Genomic DNA, 16,388 nt, shown 5'->3' with positions numbered 1-16,388 from the left:
CCGTACGAGTGAGCAGGAGAGTGGCCCCGCACCACGGCCGAAGGAATGCGGGAGGAGTGCCGCAGGAGGCCGGACCGGCCCGGACGTCAGGCGATGACCGGGTAACCGGCCGCGCTGAGGGCACGGCCGACCTCGGCGATGTGCGCCGCGCCCTTCGTCTCCAGGTGCAGCTCCACCTCCGCCTCCGTGAGCCCGAGCCGCGGATCGGTCCGCACATGGCTCACGTCGAGCACGTTGGCGTCGACCGCCGACAGCACCCCGAGAAGCGTCGCGAGGGCGCCGGGCCGGTCGGTCAGCCGCAGCCGTACGGCGAGGTAGCGGCCCTGCGCGGCCATGCCCTGGCGCAGGATGCGCTGGAGCAGCAGCGGATCGACGTTGCCGCCGGAGAGCACCGCGACGACCGGTCCGTCGAAGCCCCGCGGATCGCTCAGCAGCGCCGCGACCGGGCTCGCGCCGGCCGGTTCGACGACCAGTTTCGCCCGTTCCATGCAGAGCAGGACCGCGGCGGACAGCTCGTCCTCGGTGACCGTGCGGACCTCGTCCACCAAGTCGCGGACGATGCCGAACGGCACGTCGCCGGGGCGCCCGACTCTGATGCCGTCGGCCATCGTGACCGGGTTCCGCACGGCCACCGGGCGACCCGCGGCGAGCGAGGACGGGTACGCGGCGGCCCCCTCCGCCTGCACGCCCACGATCCGCACGTCGGGCCGCAGCGCCTTCAGCGCGACCGCGATCCCGGCCGCGAACCCGCCCCCGCCGATCCCCACGACGACGGTGCGCACCTCCGGGCACTGGTCCAAAATCTCCAGCCCCACCGTGCCCTGGCCCGCGATCACGTCGGGGTGGTCGAAGGGGTGGATGAACACGGCGCCGGTCGCCTCGGCGTACTCCTGCGCGGCGGCCAGCGTCTCGTCGACCACCTGGCCGTGCAGACGCACATCGGCGCCGTACTCCTCGGTGGCGCTGATCTTCGGCAGGGGGGCGCCCTTGGGCATGAACACAGTCGAGGCCACGCCGAGCAGCGAGGAGGCGAGGGCGACGCCCTGCGCGTGGTTGCCCGCGCTGGCGGCGACGACACCGGCGGCGCGCTCCTCGGGGAGCAGTCCGGCGATACGGACGTAGGCGCCGCGCAGTTTGAAGGAACCGGTCCGCTGGAGGTTCTCGCACTTGAAGTGCACCGGGGCGCCGACGAGCTGGGACAGGTGCCTGCTGCCCTCCATCGCGGTCACCCGTGCCACGCCCGTGAGCATCTTCTGGGCGCCGCGCACATCGTCGAGGGTGACGGGCCGCAGGGGGTCGGCCGGGCTGTAGCTCATGACTCCAGCATCGCAGTCCCCACCCGTGAATCGCTGGTGTGACCAACCACCGAGACCGGTTTGCGCAGCCCCCGTACGGCCCGCCGCCCGGCCGCGTACCCTGTCCCCCAACCCAGCGCCCCCTTCATGAAGCGAGCCCCCGGCCATGCCCACAACACCAGAAATGTCGATGGACATGACGACCGTCGGTGACCCCGGTCTTCTCGACACGTTGCAGCACGAGGTGGCGGTGTTCGCCCGCCGTGCCGAGCAGACCCGGCTCGGCGGTGTCGGGCAGGTCCGCAACTCCATGGACCGTGCCGCGTACCTGCTGCTCAACCGCCTCGACAAAGAGGGCCCGATGGGCGTCAAGGCGCTCGCCGCGAGCATGGGGATCGACTCCTCGACGGTCACCCGGCAGGTGGCTCCGCTGGTCGACACGGGGCTCGTCAAGCGCACCTCGCACCCCGAGGACGGGCGTGCGGTGGTGTTGCAGTTGTCGCCGCGCGGACTGTCGCGGCTGGAGGAAGTCCGTTCGTCCAGGCGTCAGTTGATGGCCGAGCTGACCCAGGACTGGGAGCCCGGGGAGCGCGAGACGTTCTGCGCGCTCCTCACGCGCTTCAATGACGCGCTCTCCGCCCGGATGGCGGTACCGGGAATGCCGGGTACGGAGAACTCGCCGGCCTCCTGAGCGGCCGCCGCCCGCGATCGACGGCCACGCGCGCGCACTGTCCGGCCATCACCTTGCCGCCGCACTCTTGACCGCGGTACGGCCCGGGGCCTCATATGAGACCGGGTCCTGTCGTACGCCGTTGTGCGCCCCGCGGGAGCGACCGGACCCGGTGCCCTCAGGGTCGCGTTCAGGCGGGAGGAGCGGTGCGAGAACGGCAACTGTCCCAAGACGCCCGCCGGGCCCGGGAGTTCGAGGCCTTCGTGGCGGGAGCGGCAGGGCGGCTGCTGCGTGCCGCCACCCTGCTCACCGCCGAGGCGGACGACGACAACCCGCGCGCGCGGCGCCTGCTGGCCCACTCCCTCGCCCATACGTACGCGTGCTGGGACCGGCTGCGCGGCGAGGACCCCTACGCCCGCGCCCGTCAGTACCTGGCCACTCGTTTCGCCCGTGCGGCCTGGCACCAGTACGGCGGTTTCGGCCGCGCCCGCCCGCACCCGGGGAGCGCGCTGGCCGCCCTCGCACCCCGGGAGCGGCTGATCCTCGTTCTCAGGCTGTACGAGGGGGTCGCCGAGGAGCAGACCGCGGCTCTGCTCGGGCTGCCCACGGAGCGGGTGAGGACGATCTGCGACCGGGCGACGGCGACCCTGCTGCATCCGCCGAGGGGGCCGGCGCCGACGGTGCTGGGTGCCGAGGTGGCGCCGTCATGAGGTCCGGGAGCGGGGGGACGCGCGCGTGAACCGCCCCCAGCGGGAGGCCGCCGTACGACGGCTCATGGGTCTCCGGCCGCCCCAGGTACCGCCCGAGCTGTACGGCGATGTGGTGCGCCGGGGCGCCCGGATGCTGCGGCGCAGAAGGATCGCCCGGCGACTGCTGTGGATGGTGCTGTGCACGGCGGCCGTCGCGTTCACCGTGTGGGCGCTGACGGCCAGGCCCTGGGTGGAGCCGCCGTCGGAGACGACTCCACCCGTGACGAACTGGACGAACTGGTGACCGGCGGTCCGCCGGCTACCGCCCCAGGGCCTGCTGAAGGTCCTCCAGGAGGTCGTCGACGTTCTCGATGCCCACGGAGAGGCGGACGAGGTCGGCGGGGACCTCCAGGGCCGAGCCGGCGACGGAGGCGTGTGTCATGCGCCCGGGGTGCTCGATCAGCGACTCGACACCGCCGAGGGACTCGCCGAGGGTGAAGATCTTGGCCCGGTTGCACACCTCGACGGCGGCCTCCTCGCCGCCCTCGACCTGGAAGGACACCATGCCGCCGAAGGACCGCATCTGCTTGGCGGCGACCTCGTGGCCGGGGTGGTCCGTGAGACCCGGGTAGAGGACGCGCGTCACGCGCGCGTGGCGGACGAGCATCTCGGCGACCTTCGTCGCGTTCTCGCTGTGCCGGTCCATGCGCACCGACAGCGTCTTGGTGCCGCGCAGCACCAGCCAGGAGTCGAAGGGGCCGGCGACGGCACCCATCGCGTTCTGGTGGTACGCCAGTTCCTCGCCGAGCGCCGGGTCGCTCACGACCAGCGCGCCGCCCACGACGTCCGAGTGGCCGCCCATGTACTTGGTCAGCGAGTGCACGACGATGTCCGCGCCGAGGGACAGGGGTTGCTGGAGGTAGGGCGTGGCGAAGGTGTTGTCCACGACGAGCTTCGCGCCGGCGTCCCGGGCGATCTGCGCGACGGCGGCGATGTCGGTGATGCCGAGGAGCGGGTTGGACGGCGTCTCCACCCAGACCGCCTTGGTCTTCGGGGTGACGGCCGCCCGGACGGCCGCCGGGTCGCTGGTGTCGGCGACCGACCACTCGACGCCCCAGCGGGAGACGACCTTGGCGAAGAGGCGGAAGGTGCCGCCGTAGGCGTCGTTCGGGATGACGACGTGGTCGCCGGGGCTGAGCAGCGTGCGCAGCAGGCAGTCCTCGGCCGCCAGTCCGGACGCGAACGCGAGGCCGCGGCGGCCGCCCTCCAGGGCGGCGAGGTTCTCTTCCAGGGCGGTCCTGGTGGGGTTGGCGCTGCGGCTGTACTCGTAGCCGCCGCGCAGGCCGCCCACGCCGTCCTGCTTGTAGGTCGAGACCTGGTAGATCGGCGGGACGACCGCCCCCGTGAGGGGATCGGCGGTGTTGCCCGCGTGGATCGCGAGGGTCTCGAAGTGCTGACTGATGTGCCTGTCGCTCATGAGGACCGAGCGTAGTGCGCCCGCCGGGCGGACGCCCTATCGGACGCTTCGCCGCGGGCCGGCCGCTCGGCCGCGCGAGGAGTTCTCCACCGGGCGGGGGCCGGGGTGCCGACGGTTTTCCACAGGGCGGGGAGCGGGTTGGCCAATTGTCGGACCCGTCTGGTTCGCTTGAGGCATGGAGATTCTCTGGGTCCTGATGGCGCTGGTCATGATGGGCTTCGTGCTGGTCCCGTTCCTGCGGCGCAGGCGCGGGGCGATCGAGCAGGTCGCGCCGGGCCACCCGGACGCCGCGGACCCGGCCGACTACGGGTTCGTGCGCGAGGAGGAGCTGGACATCCGCATGCCCGGCCCCGACCAGGACCTGCTGGACGTCCTGGACCTCGTCCAGCGCACCCAGGACTACCGCGCGGCGGCGCAGTTGCTGGCCGGCACGGAGACGGCGGGCGAGCGGCGCTGGCAGCGCGTGCAGGCCTTCGCGGGCGCCGCGTCGCTGGAGCTGCGGGAGCGGCCGGGCGGGGTCTCCGAGACGCCGGGCGGCCAGTGGCTGCGGGTGTGGCGGGCCGAGAACCCGAAGGACGCGGGCGGCGCCGCCGTCCACGCCGAGTTCCTGGTGCAGCAGGCGTGGCGTACGTCGACGCCCGGTACGGACGAGTTCCGGATCATCATGGAGGAGGCGCGGGACGCCTGCGGACAGGCGGCGCTGCTCTCCCCCGGTGACCCGGTCCCGTACGTCGTCGAACTGTCGGCGGCGCGTGGACTGGCGTACTCCCAGCCGGAGTTCGAGAAGCTGTGGCTGAAGATCCTGGACCGCGCGCCCGCCCACATGGGGGCGCATCTGGCGGCGCTGCACTACTGGTGCGCGAAGTGGCACGGCTCGCGGGAGGTGGCGAACTCGTTCGCGGAGGCGGCCGCCGCGCGGGCCCCGCAGGGTTCCCTGCTCGCCGCGATGCCGCTCTTCGCGGTCTTCGAGCACCTCCCCGAGGTGAACCTGGTCAGCAGCTTCTACCGGAGCGAGGTCGTCCTGAAGGCGATCCACGGCGCGCTCTTCGCCGTCCACGCGGCCCGCCCCGACGACCCGATGCTGGCGCACGTCCGCCACCTGCTGCTGTTCTTCCTGGTCCGCTCCGAGCGCTGGTCCGAGGCGATGAACCAGCTCATCCACATCGACGGCCACGTGGGCGCGCTTCCCTGGACCCTGTCGGCCGATCCGGCGGCGGAGTTCGCGGACTACCGCGCGCTGGCGGTCGCCGGCTTCGAGGCGAACGGGGGCAGCCCGGCAACCCTGTCGTACTGAGCACCCTGCCCTGGCCGGGCGTAGGCGGGCGGGGTGTGGGCGTGGGCGGTGTGGTCGGGGGCGGGCGTGGACCTGGCCGGGTGGTCACACGGGCTGCTTGGTCGGGGCTGGTCCTGGGCGAAATGCCTAGCGGCGCACGGGGGTTGGTACGGGGGCGCCCGGTCCCCACGGGGCGTCGATGCCGAGCGCCGGCCCTGGGGAAACCGACCGGGCACGGTCGCCGGCGCTCCGCGTGGGGCCGTGGACGAACGACGTACTCGAGGCGCCGCGCACCGCGACGGGAACGGGGCACAGCCGCACTGCACGCGGCCCGAGCGGGAGCCCGGGTCGATCGGGCTCCGGGTGTCGTCGGGCCGCGTCGGGGTCAGTCCGTCGCGCGGGCCGGCAGTCGCCAGCCCGGGCGCGGGAAGTGGCAGGTGTAACCGTCCGGGTAACGCTGGAGGTAGTCCTGGTGCTCGGGCTCGGCCTGCCAGAACGGGCCGGCCGGCTCCACCTCGGTGACGACCTTGCCCGGCCACAGGCCGGAGGCGTCCACGTCCGCGATCGTGTCCTCGGCGATCCGCTTCTGCTCGTCGTCGACGTAGTAGATCGCCGAGCGGTAGCTGAGGCCGATGTCGTTGCCCTGGCGGTTCTTGGTGCTCGGGTCGTGGATCTGGAAGAAGAACTCCAGCAGCGCGCGGAAGTCGGTCTTCTCGGGGTCGTAGAGGATCTCGATGGCCTCGGCGTGCGTGCCGTGGTTGCGGTACGTCGCGTTCGGCACGTCGCCCCCGGTGTATCCGACCCTGGTCGCCGTCACACCAGGGAGGCGGCGGATCAGCTCCTCCATCCCCCAGAAGCATCCGCCCGCCAGCACGGCCCTCTGCGTCTGCGCAGCCATTGCGGCCCCTCATTTCTGTCAGCTCGGTCACGCGGGCCAGCCGGCTCACTCACCACCGGCATTCCATGCGCATTCTCCTCAACACGCGAGGGTTCCGAGCGATTCCGTGTCCGTCCGACCGGCCCCGCGGGCCCCGCCACCGGCCGGGTCGCCGGCCACCGGCCACCGGACCCGCTATTCGACGTCGATGCCGAAGTCCCGTACCAGTTCCTCCAGGCCGCCCGCGTATCCCTTTCCGCCCAGTACGAAGTCCCAGTCGCCGTTGGTCCGGCGGCGGAAGGAGCCGAGGACCAGGGCGGTCTCGTGGGAGCGGCCGTCGGAGACCTCGAGGCGGCCCTGTTCGGTCAGGCTGGGGTCGAGGAGGCGGATGGAGGCGTCGGTGAAGCCGGAGAGGTCGGCGTCGGGGTTGACCTCCGGGTCGACGGCGGCGACGAGGACGAAGCGGTCGGCCTGCCGGGGCAGGGCGTCGAAGGAGACGCAGATCGCGGCCTTGTCGGGGGCCGTGGGAGGCAGTGCCCGGACCGAACCGTCGGCTGTGCGGGGGTTGTTGTAGAAGACGAAGTGTTCGTCGCTGAGGACGTGGTTGCCGTGGCAGACGAGGGCGCAGACGTCGAGGGCGACGGCCCCGGTCCACGACATGCCCAACACGTTGTAGTCGTCGGGGAGTCGGGTGTCCACGACTGTCGGGGTCGGCTGGGCCGGGCTTCGGCGGTTGCCCTCGCCCAGCCGTCCGCGCAGGCCGTGGCGGTGCAGCAGGTCGACGAGCTGGGGGCCCGGGATCAGTTCGAGGGGCTTGCCGTTGGCGAAGGTGTGCGAGCCGGGGCCGAAGCCGGAAGTCGTCACCAGGACACCCTTGTTGGCGCCGGCGTCCTGCACGGTGCCGAACAGGTCGCGTACGGCGGTGGGCGGCACCGTGTTGCGGTAGCGCTTGACCTGGACGACGATCTTGCCGCCCCGGATCGGCGTCGGGTCCACCGCGTCGACGTCCACGCCGCCGTCGTTGGAGCGCTGGGTGGTGACCGCCCGCATCCCCATGGCCCGGAAGAGTTCCGCGACCAGGTTCTCGAACTCGATGGGGTCCATCTCGTACAGGTCGGGTTCCTCGGCGCCGCCGCCGTGGGCGACGACATGGTTGCCGACGTCCCGCGGGAGGCGGCCGGGCCGGACCGTCGCGAGCTGGTCGGGGCGGGCGGAGAGCTGGCCGCGCAGGGCGTCGGCGAAGCAGCTGCCCGCGTCCACCTGGGCCAGGTGCAGCCCCTGGAACGTCGAGCGTGCGGCCATGACGGTGGCCAGGTACATGTGGCCCGGCCGGCCCGTCGTCGGGTCGTGTCCGTCCACGAAGCCGTTCAGGGTCACCGACTCCAGCGCGCCGGACTCGTCGGCGGTGAAGAGTTCGTGCAGGACGAGCAGCATGCACTGGGCGAGGACCTCCCGGTACAGGGCCCGGCGCTGTCCGGCCGGGCGGGGCGTCTCCTTGTCCTGGTCGGTCCCGGAGACGTAGCGCACCGACTTGGCCTCGGGTACCACTCCGATGTCGGGCAACTCCCAGTCCAGCACCAGCTGTTGGGCCGACGCGTCGTAGGCGGCGGCCACCTGGCGGGGGAAGTCCTCCGGCCACGACGAGGAGGCGTAGAGCGCGGCGGTGAAGTACTCGACCACGGCATCGGGATCGCGCCGCCGCACCCCCTCGGTCACCTCGGTGACGCCCGCGTTGTGCCGGCGGACCTCGGCCTGCCGGCCGTCCGCCCACTGCTGGTACTCCCGCTGGTACTCGGCGAGCCGGCGTTGGCGTTCGGTCTCCGCCGCCTGGGCCGCGTGCCAGTCCCGTTCGAAGCGGGCCCGCGCCTCCTCCTGTGCCTGGGCGCGGCGGTTCGCCGTCCATCCGCTCTGCGGCTCGTACTGGCCGAAGTCCGGCATGGGCACCGGCTGTGCGAGCGCTCCCGGGGCGAAGGGCTCGAGGTCCTCGGCGGCCCGGAGCAGCGAGGCGGGCCGGAACGGCGGGGCCTGGCACCCCGAGGCCAGCAGGGTCTGCAGGGAGGCGACCTGGGCGTCCAGTTCCTCCGTGCGGCGCACCGCCTCGGCCTGCCGGTACTCGCGGTGGCTCTGCGCGGCGCGACGCTGATAGGCGCGTGCCTGCTGCGCCTCCTGCCGCTGCCGTCTGGCATCCGCTGCCAGCTGGCGCTGTTGCTGCCGCTGCATCTCGGCCCAGACACCGACCATGCCGGTGGAACGACGACTCATCTGCGCAGGCCCTCCCCGAGGCACTTGGTTGTCCCCACAACCAGGTGTGACGGGACGACTCTATCCAGCGATCACCGTGGTCGTCCCCGGCCGTCACCCGTCGCGGCGAAGTCACCTAGGGTGGGCGGGTGTTGGAGAGAGCCCGGGGACGCCCCGAGTCGGCGGCCGAGCGGGCCGCGCGTGAACTGGTCGCCCGGTGGCGGACGCGGAACGTCCTCGTGCGCGACGGAGCGCTCGCCCTGGCGATCGCCGCCGTGGCCTTCGCGCCGGGGCTGGTGGAGAACGGGGTGCTCCTCGGCGAGCTGCCCGAACGCCGGCTGGACGGGTGGGGAGTGCTGCTGGGGCTCGCCCAGTGTCTGCCGCTGGTCGCGCGGCGGCGCCGGCCCGTCATCTGCCTGACCCTGGCGGGCGGGGCGTTCGCCGTGGACCAGGCGCTCGGCTACGTCCCCTCGTTCGGCAGCGAGGGCGTCCTGATCGCCCTGTACTCCGGCGGCGCGTACATCGAACGGCGCCGGGAGAGTACGGCGGAGCGGGCCGTCGGAGGCCGCCGGTGGGTGGTGGCGGGGGTGGCGATCGCCTGCTACGCGGTTCTCGTCGTCGTGCTGCACCGGCTCGGCTCACCGGAGCGGGCCGTGGAGTTCGTGACGTTCTGGCTGGTGCTGGCGGGCTGCTGGGCCGCCGGCTGCTGGACCCGGGCGTGGCGCATCCGCGAGGAGCAACGACGGCTGCACAGCGCGCAGTTGGCGGTGGCCGAGGAGCGTGCGCGGATCGCCCGTGAGCTGCACGACGTGGTGACGCATCACGTCACGGCGATGGTCGTGCAGTCGGACGCGGCCCGGTTCCTGCTGCCGGGCGCGCCCGACCGCGTGGACGAGGGGCTCGACGCGATCGGGCGCACCGGCCGCCGGGCGCTGGTCGAACTCCGCTATCTCCTCGACGTGCTGAGCCGTCCCGAGGACTCCACGCCCGACCAGCCGGGCCCGGCCGATCAGGTCGCCCGGCCCGGCCTGCCCCACCAGCGGCACGACTCGTCCGCCACCTCCGCCTCCGCACCCACCTCCGCCTCCGCCGCCGCCCGTGCCCCCGGTCGGATGAGTGACCTGGTGGAGACGGCCCGGTCCGCGGGGCAACCCGTCGAGCTGGTGGAGCGCGGGCAGCCCCGGCAGCTGCACGGCAGCGTGGCGCTCGCCGCCTACCGCGTCGTCCAGGAGGCGCTCACCAACGCCGTGAAGTACGCACCGGGGCGACGGACCGTGGTGCGGCTCGCCTACGACGCCGAGGGCATCGACATCGACGTGGTCAACGACGGGGAGGCCGTACCGTCCTCGCGGCGCCGGGAACCGGTGGTGCCGGCGGGCCGGCGGGGACTGACCGGGCTGCGCGAGCGGGTCGGTGTCTTCGGCGGCGAGCTGTCGGCGGGGCCGCGCCCCGACGGCGGCTTCCGGGTCCGTACCCGGCTGCCCCTGGGAGAGCCCCGGTGAACGACGTACGGCAGGAGCACTCCCCGGTCAGGGTCCTGGTCTGCGACGACCAGGCGCTCGTCCGCGCGGGTTACGCGACCATCCTCGCCGCCCAGCCGGGCATCGAGGTCGTCGGTGAGGCCGCCGACGGCCGGGAGGCGGTGGACTCCGCGCTGGCGCTGCGGCCCGACGTGGTCGTGATGGACGTACGCATGCCGGTCCTGGACGGTATCGAGGCGACCCGGCGGCTCGCCGGACCGGAGGTCGGGACGCCCATGAAGGTGCTCGTCGTGACGACGTTCAACCTCGACGAGTACGTGTACGAGGCACTGCGGGCCGGCGCCAGCGGGTTCCTGCTCAAGGACGCCGGGCCGGCCGAACTGACCGCCGCCGTAAGGACGGTGGCCTCCGGAGAGGCGCTGCTCTCGCCCGCCGTGACCCGCAAGCTGGTCGGTGACTTCGCCGGGCGGGTGCGGCCCGCCGAGCGTGCCGCGGCGGCGAGGAACGAGTCGCTCGCGGCGTTGTCCCGCCGGGAGACCGAGGTGCTGCGGCTGATCGCGGCGGGGCTTTCGAACGCCGAGATCGCGGCGGAGCTGGTGATCAGCCCGGAGACCGTGAAGACGTATGTGTCCCGCATCCTGACCAAGCTCGATCTGCGGGACCGGGTGCAGGCCGTGGTGCTCGCCTACCGGACGGGACTCGCGACCGCGGAGGACTGACGCACCGCCCCGTTGCCTTGCCCGAGGAGCGGTGCGGGCCGCACCTCACGAGCCGCCGCTCCCGCCGCTTCCGCCGCTTCCGTACGGCTTGGTCAGGATCTCCAGGCGGTGGCCGCTGGGGTCGTCGAAGTACGTGCCCCGGCCGCCGTCGTTGCGGTTGATCTCGCCGGGGCGGCGGTGGTAGGGGTCGGCCCAGTAGGTGAGGCCGGCCGCGCGGAGGCGGGCGAAGATCGCGTCGAAGTCGGACTCCGAGACGAGGAACGCGTAGTGCTGCGGGGTGACCGGGCCGGACGCGTCCGCGTCGGCGAAGTCCAGCGTCACCCCGCCCGGGATCTCGACCGGCACGAACGGGCCGTACTCCGGGCCCACTTGCAGGCCCAGCAGGTCGGCGAGGAAGTGGGCCGAAGCGTGTCTGTCGTGGGCGGCGACGATGGTGTGGTTCAGCTGAACGGTCATCGTGGGACCTCCTCGGCCCAACATACTCCCGAGGCGTGACCGGGTACCGGTCGGAAGCCGGCCATCGGGGAGGTCCCCGGAACGCCGGGAGCCCCGGAGCGGTGCGGCTCCGGGGCCCCGGTTCGAGCGGCCTGGGTCAGATGGTGGCCGCGTCGATCACGAAGCGGTAGCGGACGTCGCTGGCCAGGACGCGCTCGTACGCCTCGTTTATCTGGTCGGCGGAGATCAGCTCGATCTCCGCGCCGAAGCCGTGCTCGGCGCAGAAGTCCAGCATCTCCTGGGTCTCCTGGATGCCGCCGATGCCGGAGCCGGCCAGGGTCTTGCGGCCGGAGATCACCGAGAACAGGTTGAGGGCGACGGGCTCCTCGGGGGCGCCGACGTTCACCAGGGCGCCGTCCGTCTTCAGCAGCGACAGGTACGCGCCGAGGTCGAGCGGGGCCGACACCGTGGAGACGATGAGGTCGAGGGTGCCCTTCAGCTCCTCGAAGGTCTTCGGGTCGCTGGTGGCGTAGTAGTGGTCGGCGCCCAGCTTCAGGCCGTCCTCCTGCTTGCGCAGGGACTGCGAGAGGACCGTGACCTCCGCGCCGAGGGCGTGCGCGATCTTGACACCCATGTGGCCGAGGCCGCCCATGCCGACGATCGCGACCTTCTTGCCGGGGCCGGCGTTCCAGTGCTTCAGCGGCGAGTACGTCGTGATGCCGGCGCAGAGCAGCGGCGCGGCCTCGTCGAGGGAGATGCCCTCGGGGATGCCGAGCACGTACTTCTCGTCGACGACGATCTTCTCGGAGTAGCCGCCGTAGGTGGGCTCGCCGTCCTTGCCGACGGCGTTGTACGTGCCGACACCGCCGCCGGTGCAGTACTGCTCCAGGCCGGCCTCGCAGTTGTCGCACTCACGACAGGAGTCGACCAGGCAGCCGACGCCCACCCGGTCGCCCACCTGGTACTTGGTGACCCCCGAACCCACCTCGGAGACGATCCCCGCGATCTCGTGACCGGGAACCATCGGGAAGATCGCCTCGCCCCAGCCCTCGCGGGCCTGGTGGATGTCGGAGTGGCAGATGCCGGCGAACTTGATGTCGATCAGGACGTCGAACTCGCGGACGGCCCGGCGCTCGATGGTGGTGCGCTCCAGCGGAGCCTTGGCGGCGGGGGCGGCGTACGCAGCGACAGTGGTCATTCCGGAACTCTCCTAGCGGGGGGTCGCGCCGGCCGGCTTCTGACCGGGCGCGTTCTCCAGCGTGCCCTGGATGGGCACGGCTACCCAGCCACCGGTTGTACGTAGGTCCGCTGTGCGTACCACTGACGGGGTCAGGCTCCTGTGCGTATGACGGGGAATACTGGGGGCATGGACGACAAGCCCGCATCCTCCCCCGAGCCGGCCGCGGACCCCGCCGGCCGCTCCCTGGACCGGCGTGCGGAGCTGAGCGAGTTCCTGCGCACCCGGCGGGCCCGGCTGAAGCCGGAGGAGGTGGGGTTGCCGGACTTCGGGCGGCACCGCAGGGTCCCCGGGCTGCGCCGCGAGGAACTGGCGCAGCTGGCCGGGGTGTCGGTGGCGTACTACACGCGCCTGGAGCAGGGCAACGGGCGGAACGTGTCGGCCGAGGTCCTCGACGCGATCGCCCGCGCGCTGCGGCTGAGCGACGCCGAGCACGCGCATCTGACCCATCTGGCCAAGCCCAAGCAGCACAAGAAGAAGGCGTCGGCGCGGACCCAGCATGTGCGCCCCGCGCTGGGGCAGTTGCTGGACGCGATGGACGGGGTCCCGGCGTACGTCATCGGCCGGCGTTCGGACATCCTGGTCTGGAACCGGATGGCCGCGGCCGTCTTCGGCGACTGGTCCCAACTGCCGTCGCAGGAACGGAACTGGGCGCGGCTGGTGTTCCTGCGCCCCGAGTACCGGGACCTGTTCGTGAACTGGGACCAGAAGGCCAGCGACATCGTCAGCATGCTCCGGATGGACGCGGGCTGCCATCCCGACGATCCGCGGCTCTCCGCCCTGGTGGGCGAACTCTCCGTGAAGAGCGGTGAGTTCAGGCGGCTGTGGGCCACCCACGACGTCAAGGAGAAGGTGTACGGCGTCAAGCACCTGCACCACCCGCTCGTCGGTGACCTCGCGTTGTCCTTCGAGGGCTTCCACTCCGCCGACGACGGCGAGCAGATGCTGGTGACGTACCACGCCGAGCCGGATTCCCCGTCGGCGGAGGCGCTGCGGCTGCTGGCCAGTTGGGGTACGGACGCGACCCGCGCGGGCACGGACGCCCACCGCGCCTCCTGACCGCCCGCGCTCGCCGCCGTCTCAGTCGCGGACGCCGAGGTCCGCCCGCATCAGCCGCCGCATCGCGGCCAGCCGGGGCTCGGCCTCCTTCAGGTCGAGCAGCGCCTCCTCGGCGCTCTCCCCTTCGGGCGACAGGCCCCGGTCGAGCCGCTTGGCGACGGCGTCCGCGGCCGCGAGCACCTGGTTCACCGCGCGGGAGGCGTCCAGGATCCGCTCGGGCACCACCATCTGCGCCTCCGCGTAACGGTCCCGGTAGTCGCGGCGCGCCTCCTCCAGCTGGTCGCGTTCCTGCTCGGTGTAGACGCCGTCGCGGATGCGGTGCAGGGCGTCCTTGAGGAGCGTGTGGAACTGCCGTGAGGCCCGGTTCATCGCCGTGTACGCCGCCCGCCGCTCCTCGAACCGCCTTCGCTCCGCGGCCAGTTGTGCCTCCTCGGCGCGGTGCCGCGCGGTGAGGCGCTGGCTGAGCACGGGTGCGAAGAGCGTGCCCAGCACCCCGACGACGGCGGTGATCATGGCGGTCACGGCGGCGGTCATGCGGCGACCCTATCCGCGCCCCTGGTGGACGGTCCGGCGGAAGCGGGGGCTCCGCCGGACCGCTCGCCGTCGAGGCTCTGTTCGGGTCCGTCGCCCGGCTGTGGTCAGGCTCCGGCGTTCTCCTTGACCGTGATCTTCCCCTTGCGGATGGTGGCCAGCCGCGGGGCCTTCTTCGCGATCGCGGAGTCGTGGGTGACCATGATGAAGGTCAGCCCGTGCTCCTTCCACATGCTTTCGAGTACGTCCATGATCTCGTCGCGCATCGACTCGTCGAGGTTGCCGGTCGGCTCGTCGGCGAGGAGCACCTTCGGCTGCTTGACCAGGGCGCGGGCGATGGCGACGCGTTGCTGCTGGCCGCCGGACATCTCGCCCGGCAGATGGCCGAGCCGCTCGCCGAGACCGACCGACACCAGCGCCTCCGCGGCCCGTTCGCGCCGTTCCTTGCTCTTGACGCGCAGCGGTACGAGGGCGGTCTCGACGTTCTCCTGCGCGGTGAGCGTCGGGATGAGGTTGAAGGACTGGAAGACGAAGCCGATGTTCTCGCTGCGGACCTTGGTCAGCTTCGCCTCGGAGAGCTTGGCCAGGTCCACTCCGTCCAGGACGATCTCACCGGTGGTGGGCCGGTCGAGTGCGCCGATCATCTGCAGCAGCGTCGACTTACCGCCGCCGGTGGGGCCCTGGATGACCAGCCGGTCGCCGTCCCCGATGGTCAGGTCGATGCCGTCGAGGGCATGGACGACTTCCTTGCCCCGCGAGTAGCGCTTGGTGACGCCTTTGAGTTCGTACATGGTGCAACTCCTGGTTATGCGAAAGGGGGTTGGGGCCCGTCGAGGTGACGGGCCCCGGTGCCGCGCGTGCTGTGCGGGGCGGTGCCGTGGCGGGGCGGCGTGAGGTGGGCGGCCGGACCGCTACTCGACGCGGCGCAGGGCGTCCGCGGGGCGGAGCCGGGAGGCGCGCCAGCCGCCGAAGGCCCCGGCGATCAGTCCGCCGGCCACGGCGAGACCCACCGCGAGGGCGATGGTGGTGCCGTTGACGGGCGCGGTGAGCGCGACGTCGAGCGTCTTGGCCGCGGCCTGCCGGCCGCCGCCGAATCCGCCGCCGCCACCGAAGCCGGCGCCGCCGGGTCCGCCCTGGCCGCCTCCGCCGCCCGTGCTGCCGACGGAGGCCGACAGCGTCGGGCTGATCGCGGTGACGACGTACGCGCCCGCCAGGCCGAGCGCGATACCGAGGATGCCGCCGACCAGACCGTTGACGATGGCCTCGCCGACCACCTGCCGGGTCACCCGGCCCGACCGCCAGCCGAGCGCCTTCAGGGTGCCGAACTCGCGTACCCGCCGGGAGACGGCCGAGGAGGTGAGCAGACCGGCGACCAGGAACGCGGCGATCAGCACCGCGATCGACAGCCACTTGCCGACGCTGGTGGCGAGGCTGGAAGCGGTGGACAGGGAGCCGGAGACCGTGTCGGCGAGGTCGGCGGAGGTGGTGACGGTCGTCCCCGAGACGTTGCTCTGGATCGTCTTCTTGACGGCGGAGATCTGCTGCGAGTCGGACGCCTTGACGTAGATCGTGGTGACCTTGCCGGTGTCACCGCTGAGGGTCTGCGCCTGCTTCAGCGGGATGTACAGGTTGGCCGCCGCGTCACCGCTGTCGGCGGTGGCGATGCCGATGACCTTGTACTTGACGCTCTTGATCGTGACCGTGCTGCCGACCTTGAGCTTCTTCTCCTTGGCGTAGGCGGAGTCGGCGACGACCACCTTGGCGTCGGTCTCGGAGGTGGTGAACGTACGACCGCTGGTGATCTTCGACGAGGTGAGCGGGCCGAGGGCCGGCTTGGTGACGTCGGTGCCGAACACCGAGTACTGGTTGACGTCGAAGTTGGCGCCGCCGCCGGTGACCTGGCCCTGCGGCTGGCCGGTGCCCTCGCCGCGCCCGCCGCCGTTGCCGCCGGAGTTCTGGTTCTGCTGGAACTGGCCGCGGGTGAACGTGCCGTTGACCTTCACCACGTTGAGGCTCAGTCCGCCGACCGCGGCGGAGACGCCGTGCTGTCCGGCGACCTTGGTGACCGTGGAGGTGGCCAGGGTGGTGAAGCCCTGCACCCTGACCCGGTCGCTGCTCTGCGACGTGCTGTCGCCGTTCTTGCCTGCGTCGAACTGGAAACGCGGTTGCTGCGAGGCGCTCGTGGTGGGGGTGGCCGCCTTGGTGACGGTCATGTCCGTGCCGAGCCCGTACAGCGACTGGAGGACCTTGTCCTGCGCCTTCCCCATGCCCGAGGACACGGAGTTGACCACGATGACCAGCGCGATGCCCAGAGCGAGACCGGAGGCGACGACGAGCGCCGCCTTTCTGCGGCGGCGCAACTCGCGCCTGAGATAGGTGAAGAACATGGCCGCAAGGTAGGGAC

The 16,388-nt window shown here is 72.2% G+C and carries 16 protein-coding genes; 7 read left to right on the top strand and 9 right to left on the bottom strand.

What is annotated here, in order from left to right:
* Window positions 1-86: 86 nt before the first annotated feature.
* On the bottom strand, window positions 87-1,316 hold the full coding sequence (gene ilvA, locus ABZT12_RS07350) for a threonine ammonia-lyase (protein ID WP_356378711.1): 1,230 nt from the start codon (window positions 1,314-1,316) through the stop codon (window positions 87-89).
* A 163-nt stretch (window positions 1,317-1,479) separates the two neighbouring features.
* Here ilvA and ABZT12_RS07345 point away from each other — a divergent pair, with 163 nt between their 5' ends.
* From ABZT12_RS07345 to ABZT12_RS07335, 3 genes are all read left to right on the top strand, one after another.
* Window positions 1,480-1,986 (top strand): MarR family transcriptional regulator, encoded by a 507-nt coding sequence (locus tag ABZT12_RS07345; RefSeq protein WP_356378708.1) that lies wholly within the window; start codon window positions 1,480-1,482, stop codon window positions 1,984-1,986.
* Window positions 1,987-2,171: 185 nt separating this feature from the next.
* Window positions 2,172-2,675 (top strand): sigma factor-like helix-turn-helix DNA-binding protein, encoded by a 504-nt coding sequence (locus tag ABZT12_RS07340; protein WP_356378705.1) that lies wholly within the window; start codon window positions 2,172-2,174, stop codon window positions 2,673-2,675.
* Window positions 2,676-2,700: 25 nt separating this feature from the next.
* Complete coding sequence (locus tag ABZT12_RS07335; protein ID WP_356378702.1) at window positions 2,701-2,958, top strand: hypothetical protein; 258 nt, start codon at window positions 2,701-2,703, stop codon at window positions 2,956-2,958.
* A 15-nt stretch (window positions 2,959-2,973) separates the two neighbouring features.
* Here ABZT12_RS07335 and ABZT12_RS07330 read toward each other — a convergent pair whose 3' ends face one another.
* Window positions 2,974-4,131, bottom strand: a complete 1,158-nt coding sequence (locus tag ABZT12_RS07330) for a cystathionine gamma-synthase (RefSeq protein ID WP_356378699.1) — start codon at window positions 4,129-4,131, stop codon at window positions 2,974-2,976.
* A gap of 175 nt (window positions 4,132-4,306) precedes the next feature.
* On the opposite strand from ABZT12_RS07330, the gene ABZT12_RS07325 reads away from it, so the two are divergent.
* Complete coding sequence (locus ABZT12_RS07325; RefSeq protein ID WP_356378696.1) at window positions 4,307-5,425, top strand: hypothetical protein; 1,119 nt, start codon at window positions 4,307-4,309, stop codon at window positions 5,423-5,425.
* Between the two features lie 364 nt (window positions 5,426-5,789).
* Here the strand turns inward: ABZT12_RS07325 and msrA are convergent, their stop codons facing one another.
* Window positions 5,790-6,302 (bottom strand): peptide-methionine (S)-S-oxide reductase MsrA, encoded by a 513-nt coding sequence (gene msrA, locus ABZT12_RS07320; protein ID WP_356378693.1) that lies wholly within the window; start codon window positions 6,300-6,302, stop codon window positions 5,790-5,792.
* A gap of 174 nt (window positions 6,303-6,476) precedes the next feature.
* Window positions 6,477-8,543: a restriction endonuclease gene (locus ABZT12_RS07315; RefSeq protein WP_356378690.1), complete on the bottom strand. Its 2,067-nt coding sequence runs from the start codon at window positions 8,541-8,543 to the stop codon at window positions 6,477-6,479.
* A 128-nt stretch (window positions 8,544-8,671) separates the two neighbouring features.
* On the opposite strand from ABZT12_RS07315, the gene ABZT12_RS07310 reads away from it, so the two are divergent.
* Together ABZT12_RS07310 and ABZT12_RS07305 are read left to right on the top strand one after the other, a co-directional pair.
* The gene (locus tag ABZT12_RS07310) at window positions 8,672-10,024 is read left to right on the top strand and encodes a histidine kinase (protein WP_356378687.1); all 1,353 of its coding nucleotides are present in this window, start codon (window positions 8,672-8,674) and stop codon (window positions 10,022-10,024) included.
* Window positions 10,021-10,722, top strand: a complete 702-nt coding sequence (locus tag ABZT12_RS07305; protein WP_356378684.1) for a response regulator transcription factor — start codon at window positions 10,021-10,023, stop codon at window positions 10,720-10,722. Before ABZT12_RS07310 ends, ABZT12_RS07305 begins: the two co-directional genes overlap by 4 nt.
* A 45-nt stretch (window positions 10,723-10,767) precedes the next feature.
* On the opposite strand, the gene ABZT12_RS07300 is transcribed toward ABZT12_RS07305, so the two are convergent.
* Complete coding sequence (locus tag ABZT12_RS07300) at window positions 10,768-11,178, bottom strand: VOC family protein (RefSeq protein WP_356378681.1); 411 nt, start codon at window positions 11,176-11,178, stop codon at window positions 10,768-10,770.
* 136 nt (window positions 11,179-11,314) lie between these two features.
* Window positions 11,315-12,355, bottom strand: coding sequence for an NAD(P)-dependent alcohol dehydrogenase (locus ABZT12_RS07295; RefSeq protein WP_356378678.1), 1,041 nt, complete (start codon window positions 12,353-12,355; stop codon window positions 11,315-11,317).
* Window positions 12,356-12,523: 168 nt separating this feature from the next.
* Between ABZT12_RS07295 and ABZT12_RS07290 the strand changes: the two genes are divergently transcribed.
* Window positions 12,524-13,453 (top strand): helix-turn-helix transcriptional regulator, encoded by a 930-nt coding sequence (locus ABZT12_RS07290; protein WP_356378675.1) that lies wholly within the window; start codon window positions 12,524-12,526, stop codon window positions 13,451-13,453.
* 21 nt (window positions 13,454-13,474) lie between these two features.
* On the opposite strand, the gene ABZT12_RS07285 is transcribed toward ABZT12_RS07290, so the two are convergent.
* The 3 genes from ABZT12_RS07285 to ABZT12_RS07275 form a co-directional block, all read right to left on the bottom strand.
* On the bottom strand, window positions 13,475-13,987 hold the full coding sequence (locus tag ABZT12_RS07285; protein WP_356378672.1) for a hypothetical protein: 513 nt from the start codon (window positions 13,985-13,987) through the stop codon (window positions 13,475-13,477).
* A 104-nt stretch (window positions 13,988-14,091) separates the two neighbouring features.
* Window positions 14,092-14,775: an ABC transporter ATP-binding protein gene (locus ABZT12_RS07280; RefSeq protein ID WP_356378669.1), complete on the bottom strand. Its 684-nt coding sequence runs from the start codon at window positions 14,773-14,775 to the stop codon at window positions 14,092-14,094.
* A gap of 120 nt (window positions 14,776-14,895) precedes the next feature.
* On the bottom strand, window positions 14,896-16,371 hold the full coding sequence (locus ABZT12_RS07275; protein ID WP_356378666.1) for an ABC transporter permease: 1,476 nt from the start codon (window positions 16,369-16,371) through the stop codon (window positions 14,896-14,898).
* Window positions 16,372-16,388: the final 17 nt, after the last annotated feature.

The organism is Streptomyces sp. NPDC005423, assembly GCF_040606415.1.
GTDB lineage: Bacteria > Actinomycetota > Actinomycetes > Streptomycetales > Streptomycetaceae > Streptomyces.
This window is presented reverse-complemented; position numbering and strand designations above follow the sequence as displayed.